The organism is Streptomyces sp. NPDC057682 (genome assembly GCF_042799575.1).
In the GTDB taxonomy this organism is placed as follows: Bacteria; Actinomycetota; Actinomycetes; order Streptomycetales; family Streptomycetaceae; genus Streptomyces.
In genome coordinates this window covers 116,181-132,437 of record NZ_JBHVIN010000022.1, presented here as the reverse complement: position 1 = coordinate 132,437, position 16,257 = coordinate 116,181, and the positions used below count along the sequence as shown (strand labels likewise).

5 protein-coding genes and 1 pseudogene are annotated in these 16,257 nt (G+C 69.2%); 3 read left to right on the top strand and 3 right to left on the bottom strand.

The features are described 5' to 3' along the window. Positions 1-50 precede the first annotated feature (50 nt). Genes ACFVDM_RS33005 through ACFVDM_RS32995 form a run of 3 tightly spaced genes read right to left on the bottom strand, consistent with a single transcriptional unit; the run spans position 51 to position 4,005 of the window. Positions 51-650, bottom strand: coding sequence for a DUF6262 family protein (locus ACFVDM_RS33005; RefSeq protein ID WP_383649074.1), 600 nt, complete (start codon positions 648-650; stop codon positions 51-53). Further along, on the bottom strand, positions 647-2,851 hold the full coding sequence (locus ACFVDM_RS33000) for a tyrosine-type recombinase/integrase (RefSeq protein WP_383649072.1): 2,205 nt from the start codon (positions 2,849-2,851) through the stop codon (positions 647-649). The genes ACFVDM_RS33005 and ACFVDM_RS33000 overlap by 4 nt, the downstream gene beginning before the upstream one ends. Beyond that, on the bottom strand, positions 2,848-4,005 hold the full coding sequence (locus ACFVDM_RS32995; RefSeq protein ID WP_383649069.1) for a tyrosine-type recombinase/integrase: 1,158 nt from the start codon (positions 4,003-4,005) through the stop codon (positions 2,848-2,850). Before ACFVDM_RS32995 ends, ACFVDM_RS33000 begins: the two co-directional genes overlap by 4 nt. 95 nt (positions 4,006-4,100) lie before the next feature. Between ACFVDM_RS32995 and ACFVDM_RS32990 the strand changes: the two are divergent. The 3 genes and pseudogenes from ACFVDM_RS32990 to ACFVDM_RS32980 form a co-directional block, all read left to right on the top strand. Further along, positions 4,101-4,523, top strand: a pseudogene (locus ACFVDM_RS32990) (HNH endonuclease family protein); the annotation flags it as partial. 192 nt (positions 4,524-4,715) lie between these two features. Further along, positions 4,716-5,336, top strand: coding sequence for a BMP family ABC transporter substrate-binding protein (locus ACFVDM_RS32985; RefSeq protein ID WP_383649065.1), 621 nt, complete (start codon positions 4,716-4,718; stop codon positions 5,334-5,336). 217 nt (positions 5,337-5,553) lie between these two features. Next, the gene (locus ACFVDM_RS32980) at positions 5,554-16,239 is read left to right on the top strand and encodes a LamG-like jellyroll fold domain-containing protein (protein WP_383649063.1); all 10,686 of its coding nucleotides are present in this window, start codon (positions 5,554-5,556) and stop codon (positions 16,237-16,239) included. Positions 16,240-16,257 lie beyond the last annotated feature (18 nt).

Here is a 16,257-nt window from a genome sequence, read left to right as displayed (position 1 = left end):
GTCCGGCGGACGGCACTCAAGCCGGACAGCCGCAGGTGGTGGAACGCGAGCTATGGGGACGGAACAGCCCGCATGGCACGGCGCAGACTGGTTCGCGCGGCGGTGAGGTCGTCCTCCGCCTCGCGCAGTTGGCCCTCCAGGTCGGCGATCCGATCCCTGGCCTCTGACAATGCTTGCGCCAGCGCGGTATTCCGCTGCTCGATCTGCTGCACCCGCTCGATCAGCTCATGCTGGTTCACGCCCTCCAACTCGGCGCCGAGAGAGAGCCTGACCCGGCTACGGAGCCGATCGCGCTCCTTCTTGAGGTCCTTGATCTCTTCGCGGGCCAGTGCAAGGTCCGTCCGTAACCCAGCCGGAGATACCTGGGACGCTTCTGGAGTGTGGGAGTTCTGACGACCTCGCGTTCGCTGGGCGGAGATGCCGTCCTGAACGGCCTGGTGCACCTGACGCCGGTTGTAGACGAACCACGTGGAAACCGAGGCATCCCGTGCCACTTGAGCAACGGTGATCCGTCGCCCCGAGCGGAGAAGGTCATCCACGGCGTCGAGTGCACGCTTTGTTTTGTCTTCGCTGTCCTTGGCGCGGCTGACGCGCAGGCGCTCGACCCGGGCGTTCCGGTCGTTGCCGCCGGAAGTAGCAGGGATTCTCATTCGGAGCTCCGTGTCGTCAGTGCCTGCAGAGGGATGAAGGCCGCTGCCGAACGTGCCTTGCGCAGCTCGCGTGATGCGGATTCGACGGCGGCCCGCTCCTCGGCGGGCAGCGCGTCGAGTTTCCGCCGCATCTCGTCGGCCGACTTCGAGTAGGCGCGGATCTGGTCATCGAGATTGCGTACGACCCAGTCGGCGGCTTCCATCGCGAGGGCGGCTTCCTTGTCGGCCCGCAGGTCCGCGACCTGCTGTTCCAGGGCGGGGAGGTAGGAGGGATCGGGCCGGTAGAAGTCGCATCCTGCGCACTGGAAGCGGATGCGGCAGTGCCCACCACCGGCCTTGACGTTGCTCGGCTCGGTGCAGCCGCCATAGGGAACCCCAACGCTTTCCACCTCATAGGCGAGGGGGTCGCTGAACCCGCGGGTTGCTCCGTGCCGGTCGACGGCGAGCGCCGCGACCGTGCGCACGGCCTCCTGCTTTCGGCTGAGGGAAACCTTGTAGTAGCCCATGGTGACGTCCAGTGAACGGTGGTCCATGAGTTCCCGCAGGACGTCGGGGCGAGTTCCCGCGTCCGCATGGCGCTGGGCGTACGAGTGTCGGAAGCCGTACGGGACGACCTCGGTGCGGTCGTAGGCGAGCAGGGCGCCGTCCTCGTCGAGCCGGTCGTCCATTAGGTTGGGGATCAGCTCGTCGACCCAGTCGCGGAAGATCCGGTTGCAGAACTGCGCGGCCTTCAGATGCCCGCGGCGTGGACGGTTGCGCTGTCCCGGTGAGGGAAAGAGCCACTGGGCACACGCCGGTACGGCCGGAAGTGCATCGAGCTTCTTCTGCCAGGTTTCGATCAGCTGGGCGGTGCTCTCCGAGATCGGCAGCCGACGGCCGTGGCGTCGACGCTTGTGGTTGTCGTAGATCAGCGTCGGTTTGCCGTCGACCCGCTCCAGGCAGTCGCGGCGCAGGCTGGTGACCTCGCCCGGACGCCGGCCGGTGTCCCGGAGGACCGCGTAGACCACCTGATACATCCGCGCGAAGTCGGCGGCCGACCAGCCGCCGCTCACGTACCCCGTCGAGGTGCCGAGCAGATCGAGGTGCGCGTCGAGCTGGGCGATGACGTGCTCGGGGATCGCACGGCCGAGATCGTCCTCGGTTACCTCCACGGCGGCGATGCTGTGGAAGCGGGGGTTGAGCGCGAACCCGCCGGGCACGTGATCCATCATCCCGGCCTGACGGGCGTAGTCCAGGAACGTGCGCCAGTGCCGGAGCAGGGCTCTGCGGTGGCTGGTGGAGTAGTCGTGACCGTCCTCGGGACGCTTGGTGATCCGGAACAGGTCCACTACGGCATTCATGTCGGCCATGGCGAGGAGCCCCGGCTCATCCCCGTGGGGGCGGCCTGCCAGCGCGGAGGACGCGATGGTCGCTGCGTAGACGGTCTGCCGCAGGTCCATGACGTTGGGGCGTGCCGTGCGGCCGTACTCCTTGACGAGTTCTCGCAGCCAACGCTGCCGTACCGGACGGAAGTCGATGTCACCGTGGACGGCGGCGTACTTGCGACCGCGCCCTGCCGTCAGCCCGATGAGAGCGCACTCCCATACGTCGCCCGAGGTCGGATCGGCGCCCTCGAACTCGACGCGTGCGCGTCGGACGTGCAGGAGAACACCGTTCAGGACGCCGGAGGCCGCAGCCGGAAGCCCGGAGGAGAAGGAGGCGTCCAGGTCGAGGAGCGAGCCGAGTCCGGCTGGGAGGCCGGCCACAATGCGGCGTACCCGCTGGGGGACAAGGCTGATTCCGGCGTCGTCGCGCTGCTGGAGCCCGTACAAGAGCTCTTGGCGGACCGCAGGGCTCACACTCGCGAGCGAGAACTGGGAGACGCCCGGCATCGCCCCGTTCGCGGAGGTGTTGGGCCGGCGGCGGGACGTGTCCGGGATGTGCGTGGCGTCGAAGTCCGCGGGATTGCCCACAAGGTAGCGGGCTTTACGGCAGGCGTCGCAGCGGGATCCATTACTCGCCACATGGGTGCGACAGGCGACTACGGAGCAGACGAACACGCTCGTCGTGGGATTGCCGGGATCGGCGGTGAAAAGCGTCTGAACGGGGTCCCACTCACCCGTGCGCCAGCCCGACGGCAGATGTGCCGCGAGCCACGACGGCCACTCCGGCGCGCCGGAGACGGAGGAAACGGCAGCGGAGCGGAGGAGCGCACTGGTCATCGCAGCAGCTCCGGCACGAGACTCTCGACGGCCTCGACGGCGGCACGGAGATCCTCGTCCTGGGCGTGCAGGTACACGGCGGTGCTCGCCGAGGAGGCGTGGCCCAGGAGGGTCTGTACGACGTCCGGAGCGACCCCGTTGCGGATCCATCGGGTGGCGGCTGTGTGCCGCATCATGTGCGGTCGGGCAGTGAGGCCGCAGCGCTTCCCGATACGTTCGATCACCTGCTTCGTGTTGGAGTAGGACAGCGGACGTCCCGCGTGGATGCCGACGAGGTTGAGGAAGACGTAGTCACACTCGGCGGCGCCGACGACCTGTTCACGCTCGGAGAGATGATCGCGGTATCGGTGCACCACTTCCGGTGTGAGCGGAACCATGCGAGGGCGCCCGGCCTTGGCCCGCGCCCCGTTCACGTTGTCGTGACGGGGCCTGACATGCAGGTGCGCGCCACCGGTTCGGCAGCCCAGGTGCGTGGAGTCGGGGAGCAGATGCATGTCCTCACGCCGCAGTCCGAGAGCTTCGCCGATGCGGAGGCCCGCTTTCACCAGGACGGTCAGCAGCAGCCGGTCACGCGCGGTGCGAGCGGCGTCGATGACCTGCTTCGTCTGGACGCTGGTGAGCGTCTGCGGTGCCCGCTCGGTCTCCGGCGCCTTCAGGACGCGGGCCTTGACCATCAGGTGCTGGCCGCCCTCGCCGGGATCGAAGCCGGCCGGGGCGGGGGAGAGGAAACGCGGCTCACTGAGGCGTGCGGCGACTTCGTGATCCACGTGCCCCTGGACGGCGCAGAAGCGGAGGAACTCGCACACCGCAGTGAGCGTGGCGTTGACCGTCTTGCCGGACGGAGGCCGCCCGTACCGGGTCGGTGTCCGCTCGACATGGAACTTGAACAGACTCATTTCCCGTAGCCGGACGGTCCTCCAGTCGGTGCCCCGCTCTGCACACCAATTGAGGAAGCGACCGACTCTGGGGACGTACGCGCGCTGTGTCTGCGGTGACCGCCCGGCTCCGCGTAGATACAGGGAGAACTCACGGGCTTCGGGGTGAGGCGCGTACGTTTCTTCGTCGACCAGGAGCCAGGTGGTCTCGCCGGTGGCGGGAGATACGGCCTTCTCTGTAAGTAACGTCAAGGGATCTGCTTCCTGTCTCGTTGTCACTCATGTGCCTCATGTCATGGCTGATAACGGGAAGGGACAGGAAGGGGTTACGGCTGTGCCTCATGTGCATCGCACTCAGGAAGGAGATGGAGATAACGCGGAACGACCTGCTGGCCCGCGACGGCAAGGACATCGCCCTGCGCTCCGGCTCCGACTGCGTCGTCGTCTCCATGACGCTCAAGGACCCGTACACCGGCTCCACCATCGCCTGGCGCAAGCAGCAGGCGACCCGGGTCCAGATCGACCACGTCATGCCCCTCTCCTACGACTGGCAGATGGGCGCCTCCCGCTGGAGCGACGCCAAGCGGCAGCGGATCGCCAACGACCCGCTCAACCTCCTCCCCGTGGACGGCCCCGCCAACAACGCCAAGCGGGACTCCGGGCCCGCCTCCTGGCTGCCCCCGTACAAGCCGGTGCGCTGCTCCTACGCGCTGCGGTTCGCCCAGGTCGCGCTGAAGTACGAACTCCCGGTCACCGCACCGGACAAGCGGGTCATGCTGGAGCTGTGCGGCGGCTGATCCGCCGGGGCCCCGGGGAGGGGCGGCGGAGGGCGTTGTACTGTACGGCGTCCGTGCCGGTCGGGCGGGTGCGTGCGAACGGCTCCCGGCCCGCCCGCGTCCGTCACCCCCCGAAGGAAAACAGAGCGTGAAGTCAGCCGTGCCGTCCGGCACCCCGTGGCCCGGAACCCCTGGTCGTCCGGAGGGTCCGGCATGAGGACCCGGCGGACCTGGCGGGGCAGGACCCCCGCCCCGCGTTCGCGGATGCCCCGGGCCCGGCTCGTCCTGGCGCGGGCCGCCGGGCTGCTGCGCGGGCGGCGCGGGGCGTGGACGGGCGGCGGGGTGCTGCTCGTCGTCGGTGCGCTCGTGGCCGTCTGGGTGTTCGGCGGGGAGGAGGAGGCCGCGACGCCGCCGGACTCCCGGGCCCGCCAGTACCAGGAGTTCGACGCCTGTCTGCTCACCGGGGAGGCCGGGATCACCGGCGGGGACGCCGCCGCCGTCTGGCGGGGCATGCAGCGCGCCTCCGGTGACACCCGTGTCCGGGTCACCCATGTCCCGGTGATGGGCGAGCAGTCGGCCGCCAACGCCCTGCCCCATCTCAACGGGCTGATCCAGCGCGACTGCGAGGTCGTCCTCGCCACCGGGGCCGCGCAGACCCGGACCGTGCGCGAGCAGGCGGAGGACCATGCGCGGGTGCGGTTCGTCGTCGTCGGAGGCCAAACCGGTCAACAGGGGGCGAGCAGCGTCAATCTGACGGTCGTGCAGCCCGGCGACGGGCTGGCCGACGAGGTCGACGCCGTCGTTCGACGGGCCGTCGAGGAAGCGCGACCGTAACGGGGACCGGCCCGGACCGCGCCGATGAGATAAACATCGCATAAGTTTGGCGTGAACTGAGTGGATCATGCACCGATGAGTACGGCAGTCTCGCGAGGCCCTATGTAGGCCTTGTGAAGAGAAAGCTGCCCCGATGCGTGCTCGATGGCGAAGACCATCATCGTTGTTCCCCCCGGGTCCGGTAGGACGCCGCAGGGCGAGAGGCACGGCGCTGGCCGTGCTCGTCTCGTTCTCCTGCATGCTCACCACCGAGGCGGCCTCCGCCGCCGGTGAGACGCTGCCGGCCCTGTCGATGCCGAAGATGTCCCTGTCCGGCCTCTGGGAGTGGCTGGACGAGAAACCCCGTCCGGACACCCCCGAACAGGAGACCGGAACCGCCCGCGGCAAGAGCCACAAGGCCACCGCGGACCAGACCCGCGGCAAGCTCGGCAACGGCCACCGGCCGGGCAAGGGCAAGGGCGAACTGCCCGCCTACACCCGCGCCACCGACCGCCCCACCACCGCCGTCACCGACCGCGCCGCCGGCAACGCCAAGAGCTTCGACGCGAAGACCAGCAAGCGGAACGCGAAGAAGTCCACGGCCACGTCCGACTACTTCGTCAACGCCGACGGCTCGACCACCGTCCGCCACTACGCGGGCCGGTCCAACTACAAGGGCGCGGACGGCGGCTGGAAGCCGATCGACACGGCCCTGACCCGGGACGCGGACGGCCGGCTCCAGCAGGCCGCCAACTCCCTGGACGTCGAGTTCGCCCCCGACGCGGGCGATCAGCAGCTCGCCTCCGTCGACTTCGGCGGCGGCCGCAGCCTCGCGTACGCGCTGCGCGGCGCGAAGAAGGTGTCCGCCACGGTGGACGCCGAGAACAACGCCACGTACGCAGGCGTCCTGCCCGACACCGATCTGCTGCTCTCGCCCCTCACCGAGGGCTTCAAGGAGCGGCTGGTCCTGCGGTCCAAGGACGCCCCGCACTCCTGGCTGTTCCCCCTCGACGTCCGGGGGCTCACCCCGCGCCTCGCGGAGAACGGGGACGTGGAGTTCACGGACGGGGACGGGGAGGTGACGGCCACCATTCCCCACGCCTTCATGGAGGACTCCCGCATCGACCCGCGCTCGGGCGACGCGGCGATATCCAGGGCGGTCACCTATGAACTGACCACCACCTCCGACGGCAAGCCCGCCCTGCGGCTCACCGCCGACAGCGACTGGCTGAACGACCCGGCGCGGGCCTACCCGGTCACCGTCGACCCGACGATCACCGCCGGGAACTCCACGTACGCGCAGAACACCATCGGCGGCGACCACTCCACCGAGAACCAGATCAAGGTCGGCAGCTACGACTCCGGCACCAACAAGGCGAACTCGTTCCTCCAGTTCTCCACGCTGAACAGCACGCTCAAGGGCCAGCGCGTCACCGCCGCCACCCTGAACGTCTACGCGATCTGGTCCGCGACCTGCACCGCCGAACCCTTCTCGGTCAGCCCGATCACCAAGTCCTGGACCCCCTCCGGAGTCACCTCCTACCCGGGCCCGGCCTACGGCTCCGCGATCGGCACGGCCACCGTCGCCCCCGGCGCCTCCTGCTCCAACAACGCGGGCGGCACCAACGACCTGAGCATCGGCGTGAAGATGCCGGTGAAGCTGGACACCGCGTGGTTCGACAGCGTCGCCACCGGCACCACCAGCTACGGTCTGGCGCTCACCGCGCCGACCGGTGACGGGCTGCACTGGAAGAAGTTCCACTCCGACAACAGCACCACGGCCGGTTTCCGCCCGGCGCTGGACCTGACCTACACGCCGAACAAGGCGCCGCAGATCAACGCCCAGTACCCGCCGGTCAACCACCAGTCGAACACGCTCCAGCCGGAGCTGCTCGTCTACGCGAGCGACGCCGACAAGTGGCCGATGACGGCCCTGACGTACGCCTTCGAGGTGTACGACGCGGACAGCGACAGCACCACGCCCGTCGCCTCGTCCGGGGTGATCTCCAAGAGCAGCTGGAAGATACCCGCCGGCAAGCTCAAGTGGAGCAAGAACTACGACTGGTACGTCAGCGTCACCGACGGATACGACTCGGTGATGTACTCGGCGTCCCGCTTCGCCACCGCCGTACCGCAGCCACCGGTCACCTCGGGCCTCGCCCAGAACACCGACGGCCACGAGTTCGACCCCAGCGACGCCAACTACACCACCGAGGACACCGACGCCGAGGTCGAGGTCGTCGGCCCGTCCCTGTCCGTGGAGCGCTCGTACAACAGCCGCGACCCGCGCACCGACGGCGGCTTCGGCGCCGGCTGGGCGACGGTCACGGACATGACGGCCGTGGAGGTGAAGGACGGCGCCGGAACGCTGACCAGCGTCGTCATCACCTACCCGGGCGGTGAGCAGGTCGCCTTCGGCCGCAACGCCGACGGCACCTTCGTGCCCCCGATGGGCCGCTACGCACGGCTCGCACCGGCCGCGTCCGGCGGCGGCTACGTCCTGACCGACAAGGACTTCACCGCCTACGCCTTCCAGCAGGCGGTGACCGGCCGCACCGGCGCCTTCGCGATCTCCTCCATCAAGGACTACGCGAACCGGGCCGAGACCTTCACGTACACGAGCGGCAGGCTCAGCAAGGTCACCAACACCACGTCGAACCGGTCGCTGTCCTTCTCCTGGACGACCCCGGCCGGGGCCACCGCCGCGCACGTGGCGACCGTGACCACCGACCCGGCCACCGCCGGGGACGCGAGCACCGCCCAGGTCTGGAAGTACGGCTACAGCGGCGACCAGCTCACCTCGGTCTGCCCGCCCGCCGACCCCACCAAGTGCACGGTCTACGGCTACGCCACGGGCAACCACTACCGCACCACCGTCCTGGACGCCGACCCGTTCGCCTACTGGCGCCTCGGGGAGACGAGCGGCACGGTCGCGACGGACACGGTCGACCTCAACCAGGGCCGGTTCAACGGCCAGTACCACAACGTGACCCTCGGCGGGACGGGCCCGCTGGCCGGTTCCACGCAGAAGGCCGCCACGTTCAACGGCACCACCTCGTACGTCGAGATCCCGAGCGCCCCCGGCGCCACGCCCTCGTACACGACGGTGTCGCTGTGGTTCAAGACCACCCAGGCGGGCGGTGTCCTCTTCTACTACGGGGACAAGCCGCTCAGTGACGCCGACCCGGTCGCCAACACCAAGAAGAACACCCCGGCGGTGTACGTCGGCACGGACGGCAAGCTTCGCGGCTGCCTCGCCATGTCACCGGGGTGCATGACCACCACCACGTCCACGGCCACCGTCACCGACGGGAAGTGGCACAACGTCGCCCTCACCGGCGCCGCCACCACCCAGACGCTGTACCTGGACGGCGCCAAGCAGGGCAGCCTCGCCGGCACCATCAACGACTGGGAGCAGCCCTACATCTCCTTCGGCGCCGGCGTGAACACCGACGGCTGGCCGGCCATGAACGCCTCCGACACCCTGGGGCACTACGCGGGCCAGATCGCCGAGGTGGCGATCTACACCGAGGCCCTCGACCCGTCGGTCATCACCGCGCAGTACAACGCGGCCACCCGGCCCGCCGGACTGCTCAACAAGATCACCACGCCGGGCGGCAAGACCCAGTCGGCCGTCACCTACGGCACCACCGACGACCTGGTCCTCCAGGCCACCGACGGCGACGGCGGTACCTGGAAGCTCAACCCGGCCACCGTCACCGGCTCCTCGCAGGTGTACCGCTCCGCGGTGATGGGCACGGCACCCGCCGGGTACTGGCGCCTGGACGACACCCAGGGCGCGGCGCAGGCCGCCAACGAACTGCACACCGGCTTCGGCACGTACAACAGCGTCACGCAGGGCGTGGCCGGTCCGTTCGGCACCGGTGACGTCACGGCCGCGCAGTTCAACGGCACCAGTTCGTACGCGGAGATCCCGTACGGCACCTGGCACAAGGGCGACCGCTCCGTGGAGCTGTGGTTCAAGACCGCCAAGCCCGGTGTGCTGATCGCCGACCAGGCCAAGGCGGTGAACGACGCGGCGGGGGCGAGCGGTCCCGTCAACCCCGTCCTCTACGTCGGCACGGACGGCAAGCTGCGCGGCCACTGGTACAGCGCGGCGGGTTCGGCCACCACCGACTTCGGCTCCAAGGACAAGGTCGACAACGACGCCTGGCACCACGCGGTCCTCTCCGCGACCGGTACCACGCAGACCCTGTACGTGGACGGCGTCAAGCAGGCCGACTTCACCGGCGCCCCCAACGACCAGACGAACACCCGCACCTTCGTCGGCGCGGGCTTCGCCAAGGGCTGGATCAGTGCGCCGGCCGACGTCAGCTACTTCACCGGCTCGATCGCCGAGGTCGCCGTGCACGCGGGCGGGCTCACCGAGGAGCAGGTCGAGCAGCACTGGTCGGCGTACAAGGCGTCCTCGGGCGTCGCCCCGGTGCGGACGGTGAAGCTCACCGACCCCACCCAGAAGACGCTGACCTACGTCTACGACGCGGAGATGGGCAACCGTCTGATCGCCGCGATCGACACCAACGGCAAGCGCACCACGTACGGCTACGACACGGCGGGCTTCCTGCACACCGTGACGGACGCCAACGGCAACCGCTCGGTCACCGGCCACGACATCCGCGGCAACACGGTCTCGCAGACCATGTGCCAGGACACCGCCGCGGGCAAGTGCGCCACCGACTACTACACCTACTACCCGGACTCCACGACGGCGTTCCCGCCGATGGACCCGCGCAACGACCTGGTGCTCACCGAGCGCGACGGCCGTTCCTCGGGCCCGACGGACAACACCTATCTGACCAGCTACGCGTACGACGCGGGCGGCAACCTCACCTCGGTGACGACGCCCCCGGTGCCGGGCCACCCCGCGGGGCGGACCGCCACCACGACGTACACGACCGCCACCACCCCGGCGGCGGAGGGCGGCACCGCGAAGGCGCCGGCCGGACTGGTCGCGGAGGTCGTCACCCCGGGCGGCCGGAAGACGACGTACTCCTACTTCGCCAACGGTGACGTCGCCGAGATCACCGACGCCAACGGGGCGAAGGAGAAGTCCACCTACGACAACCTCGGACGCCAGGTCACCCGGACCGAGGTGAGCGACGCCCGGCCGGGCGGTCTCACCACGGCCCTGACCTACGACAAGGACGACCAGGTCCTCACCGAGACCGACCCGCCGGTCACCAACCGGGTCACGGGCGCCGTCCACACCGCGCGTACGTCCACGGTCTACGACGCCGACGGCAACGTCTCCTCGCAGACGGTCACCGACCTCACCGGCGGTGACGCCCCGCGCGCCACCTCGATGACGTACGACGCGTACAACCGCATGGCGTCCCGCACCGATCCGGGCGGCGACACCACCTCGTTCGAGTACGACGTCTACGGCAACAAGGTCAAGGAGACCGACCCGGCCGGCAACGTCAACACGTACACCTACGACGGCGAGGGCCGGCCGCTCACGACCAACCTGCTGAACTACACGGGCGACCCGGCGAACCCCTCGCCGGCCACCACCCTGGTGCAGGAGTCGCGGGCCTACGACCCGGGCGGCAGGCTGGCGTCGATCACCGACGCGATGGGTCACGTCACGGCGTACACGTACACCGACGACGGACTCGCCGCCACCGTGGTCCGCAAGGACCCGGCCAACGGGCTGTCCTTCACCGAGGAGGCCAACACCTACGACGCGGCCGGCAACCTGGTCAAGCAGGTCACCAACGACGGCCAGACGGTCTCCACGTTCACGGTGGACGCCTCCGACCGCACCACGTCGTCGGTCCTGGACCCGGGCGGCCTCGCCCGGACCACCAAGGTGAGCTACGACCCCGACGACAACGTCGTCTCGGAGACCGACCTCGACCCGCTCAACCACACCACGAGCACCGAGGACACCCTCTACGACAACCTGGGCAACATCACCGGGTCCACCGTCCACGACGGCACCACCGCCCCGGTGGGCCGCTGGAAGCTGTCGGAGACCAGCGGCACGAAGGCCGCCGACTCCTCCGGCGGCAACCGGACCGTCACCCTCGGCAGCGGCGTCACCCGCTCCACCGAGCGCGGCGGCTCCGCCGTCTTCGACGGCACGGCGAACGCCTACGGCCAGGCGGAGGGCGCGGCCGTCAACACCGGCGGCTCCTTCACCGTCTCCACCTGGGTCAAGCTGAACTCCACCGCCGCCAACAGCACCTTCCTCGCGCAGGACGGAGCCTTCAACAGCGGGTTCCAGCTGTACTACTCCACGGCGTACGGCTGGACGTTCAACCGCCACACCACGGACGCGGCCGGGAACGGCATCGTCCGGGCGTCCTCCGGGACGGCCGCGGTGACCACCGGCACCTGGACGCATCTGACGGGCGTCTACGACCAGGAGGCCGCGCAGATCCGGCTCTACGTCAACGGCGTGCAGTCCGGCACCTCCGCCGCGTTCACCACCCCCTGGGACGCCACCGGGCCGCTCCAGATCGGCCGCAGGCTGGCCACGGGGAAGTACGCGGAGAACACCAACGGCTCGCTGAACGACATCCAGGTCTACGGCGAGGCGCTGACCGCGACGCAGGTGGCGGCGCTCAAGGGCGGCACGCTGCCGGCCGCGGGCAGTTCCGTGCACGTCAACACCTGGAAGCTGGACCAGCGGGGACTGCCGCTGGCCATGACCGACGAGAACGGAGCCACCACCGACTACGGCTACGACGAGGCCGGTCAGCAGACCAGCGTCACCGAGCCGGCGGTCGCGAGCGAGACCGGCGGCGGCACCCCGGTGACGGTCCGCCCGGTGTCGATGACGGGGTACAACACCTTCGGCGAGGAGACCGAGTCCTCCGACCCGCTGGGCAACGTCGTCACGACCGCGTACGACGCCGAGGGCCAGGAGTCCTCGACGACGACGCCGAACTACACCCCGCCGGGGGCCACCGCCCCGATCACGGCCACCGCCTGGAACGAGTACAACAAGCTCGGCCAGGTCACCGCCGAGGTCGACCCGCTGGGCAACCGCACCGAGTACGGCTACACGCAGCTCGGGGACCTGGCCTCGGTCAAGGAGCCCGGCGGCGCCACCACGCGGTACACCTACACCCCCAACGGCGACCAGCTGTCGGCCACCCGGCCCGGCGGCGCCCGCCAGGAGACCACCTGGGACTACCTCGGCCGTCCGGTCACGGACACCGACATCGTGCGCCAGCCCACCGAGCGGGCGTACACCTCCATCAACGAGTACAAGGCACCCGGAGGTGAACTCTCCCGCACGGTCAGCCCGACCGGCGTGAGCGAGTCCTACAAATACAACGTCCTCGGCGAGACGACGGAGGTGACCGACGCCGCGGGCGCCACCAGCCGCTTCACGTACGACATGGACGGCCGGCCGCTCACCTCCGTGGACGCGGACGGCACCAGCACCGTCAACACCTACGACGGCTACGGCCAGCTGACCGCGACCAAGGACCTGGACGCCGCGGGCACGGTGCTGCGCACCAGCAGCTCCACCTACGACCGGGCGGGCAACCCCACCTCGGTCACCGACTTCCGGGGCCACACCACCACGCTCACCACCGACGCGACCGGCCTGATCACCAAGACCGTCGAGCCGGTCTCGGCGACCGAGTCGATCACCACGACCTTCGGCTACGACGTCGCGGGCAACCGCACGCGCTTCACCGACGGCCGCGGCAACGCCTTCCTCACCACGTACAACACGTGGGGCCTGGCGGAGAAGTCGATCGAACCGGCCACCCCGGCCCATCCCGACCTCGCGGACCGCACGTTCACGATGGTCTACGACAAGGCCGGACGCCCCGCCGAGCAGCGTTCCCCGGGCGGGGTCACCGTCACCAACGAGTACGACGACCGGGGCCGGCTGGTACGCCAGCACGGCACGGGCGCGGAGGCGGAGACCACCGACCACACCTACACCTACGACAACGACGACCAGCTCATCGCGGTGGCCGGGGCCGGCGAGGAGAAGGACACCTTCTCCTACGACGACCGCGGACTGCTCCTGAGCACCAGCGGCCCGTCCGGGTCCTCGTCCTTCGCCTACGACGGCAACGGCGCGCTGACCTCCCGCAAGGACGCCTCGGGCACCTCGACCTTCGGGTACGACACGGCCGGGCGCCTCAAGACGGCCGTGGACGGGGCGTCGGGTACGTCGATGACGTACGGGTACGACACCGAGTCCAACGTCACCTCGATCGAGTACGGCCAGGGCAAGGGGAGGCGCGACTTCTCCTACGACTCCCTGGGCCAGCTCACCACGGACCGGCTGACCTCGCCGACCGGAAAGTCGCTGGCGTCGGTCACCTACGGCTACGACCTCAACGGCAACGAGACGTCGAAGACGACGACCGGGGTCGCCGGGGCGAGCACGAACACGTACACCTACGACTGGGCGAACCGCCTGTCGTCCTGGAACAACGGGAGCACCACCGAGAACTACGGCTACGACGCCTCCGGCAACCGGACCCGCGTCGGCGGTGACACCTACACGTACGACGCCCGCAACCGGCTCACCTCGGACGGGCACAGCACGTACACGTACACCGCGCGCGGCACGATGAGCTCCCTCACCGACGAGGGCGGCGTGCAGACCGCGGTGAAGGCCGACGCCTTCAACCGCGTCATCAACGAGGGCGACCGCACCTACAGTTACGACGGCCTGGACCGCACGCTGAAGGCGACGGACTCCGACGGCTCCTCGGTGTACGACTTCGCCTACAGCGGGGCCGGCAACGACGTGGCCTCCGACGGCGGCAGCTCCTACAGCCGCAACGTCGACGGTTCGCTGATGGGCATCAAGACCGCCGTCGGCTCCGTCCTCGCGCTGACCGACATCCACGACGACGTGATCGGCCAGTTCACCGCGGACGGCGAGGCGCTCACCGGCTCGTCCACGTACTCCCCGTTCGGGAAGGTCGAGCAGTCCACCGGCATGGTGGGGCACCTCGGCTACCAGTCGGGGTGGACGGACCCGGAGACCGCCAAGGTCAACATGGCGGCGCGCTGGTACTCGCCGGAGACCGGCCAGTTCAGCAGCCGCGACACCGTGGGCATGAACCCGATCCCGGCCTCCGTCGCCGGCAACCGGTACGCCTACGCCGACCAGAACCCGATGACGGCCACCGACCCGACCGGCCACTGGCCGAGCTTCGTCGACAAGGCCATCAAGAAGGTCAAGAAGAAGGTCAAGAAGACCGTCAAGTCGGCCTGGAAGAAGACCAAGAAGGCCGTCAAGAAGGTCGCCAAGAAGGTCAAGAAGGCCGCCAAGAAAATCAAGAAGGCGGTCAAGAAGGTCGTCAAGAAGGCCAAGCGCGTGGTGCGCAAGGCCGTCCACTATGTCGCCGACAGCGTCAAGAGGGTCAAGAGATACGTCAAACGCACCTATAAGCGCGTCAAGAAGTACGTCCACAAGGTCGTCAAAACCGTCAAGAAGACGGTGAGAAAGGCCGCCAAGGCCGTCAAGAGCGTGGCGAAGAAGGTGACGAAGGCCGCCAAGAAGGTCGGCAAGGCCGTCGGGAAGGCGGCCAAGGCCACCGCCAACTTCGTCAAGCAGCACGCCTCCACCATCGCCTCGGTCGCCACCGGCGTCGTCGTCTTCGCCGGCTGCACCGCCGCGACCGGCGGCGTCGGCGTCGTCGCCTGCGGCGCCCTCGCCGGAGCCGCCGCCAACGCGGTCGGCTACGCGATGAGCGACGGACCCAAGTCCCTCGGCGGCTTCGTCACCGCCGTCGGCATCGGAGCCGTCACCGGCGCCCTCGGCGGCGCGGCCGGCGGAGCGGCCTCCGGCGCGGTCGGCCGCCTCCTCTCCGGCGTCGGCGGCAAGGCCCTCAACGGCGCCGCCATGGGCGCCGCCGGCGGAGCCGCCGAAGGCGCCGTCGGCTACGGCATCTCCTGCGTCGCCAGCGAAGAGGGATGCAGCGTCTCCGGCGCGGCCAAGGCCACGGCCGTGGGCGCGGTCACCGGCGGGGTGTTCGGGGCGGCGGCCGGCAAGTTCGGCCGCAAGTCGACGAACAAGCAGGAACCGGACGACCAGCCGTCGTCCCCCGGCTGCCGGACCGGTGTCCCCCACAGCTTCACCGGCCTGACCGGAGTGCTGATGGCGAACGGCACCACCAAGCCGATCTCCCAGGTGAAGGCGGGGGACTACGTCCTCACCGCCGAACCCGGCAAGAAGAAGAAGGAGAAGCACAAGGTCAAGCAGGTCATCGTCACCAAGACGGACCGCGACTACGTCGATGTCGTCATCGACACCAAGTCCGGCCCCAAGACGATCCAGACCACCAAGCACCACCAGTTCTACGAGTCCACCAAGAACGCCTGGACCCAGGCCGCCGACCTCAAGGCCGGCCAGAAGCTCCAGAACGGCAACGGCGGACCCGCGGTCATCATCGACACGAAGGCGTACACCGCCGAGCGCGTCACATACGACCTCAGTATCGACGGCCTGCACACGTACTATGTGCTGGCGGGAACCACTCCGGTCCTTGTCCACAACATCGATCTGAATGCGCTCAACGCCTGTCCGACCTCGGCCACGACGCACACCGCTTCCGTGACCGTGCACGACAGCGGCGGGAAGGTCCTGCACGACTACGACATCCGGAGCGGCGCGCAGACGCCCGCGGAGCGGGCCATGGGCCGCGGCGGCGAGACGCTCAGCCACACCGAGAACCGGGCGGCCCGTATGTCGGGCGGAGTCTCGACGTACGGCACGAAGCTGGTCAAGGGCGACGAGTTCTTCCTGGAGAAGCCCGTGCCCCTGGACGGATACGTGGTCATCAACGGGACGCGGCCACCGTGTTCCAGTTGCATGGGCGCGATGAGACGGGGCGCGATCGATACCGGGTCCACCTTCGTCTACATCTGGGAACACGCCGGGAAGCCCGCCTGGTGGAGCGCCTCGGGATGATGAAGCACTGAAGAACCG

Coding starts and splice junctions, on each gene's coding strand:
- ACFVDM_RS33005 (WP_383649074.1), bottom strand. CDS start 650: ATGAGAATCCCTGCTACTTCCGGCGGCAACGACCGGAACGCCCGGGTC.
- ACFVDM_RS33000 (WP_383649072.1), bottom strand. CDS start 2,851: ATGACCAGTGCGCTCCTCCGCTCCGCTGCCGTTTCCTCCGTCTCCGGC.
- ACFVDM_RS32985 (WP_383649065.1), top strand. CDS start 4,716: ATGAGGACCCGGCGGACCTGGCGGGGCAGGACCCCCGCCCCGCGTTCG.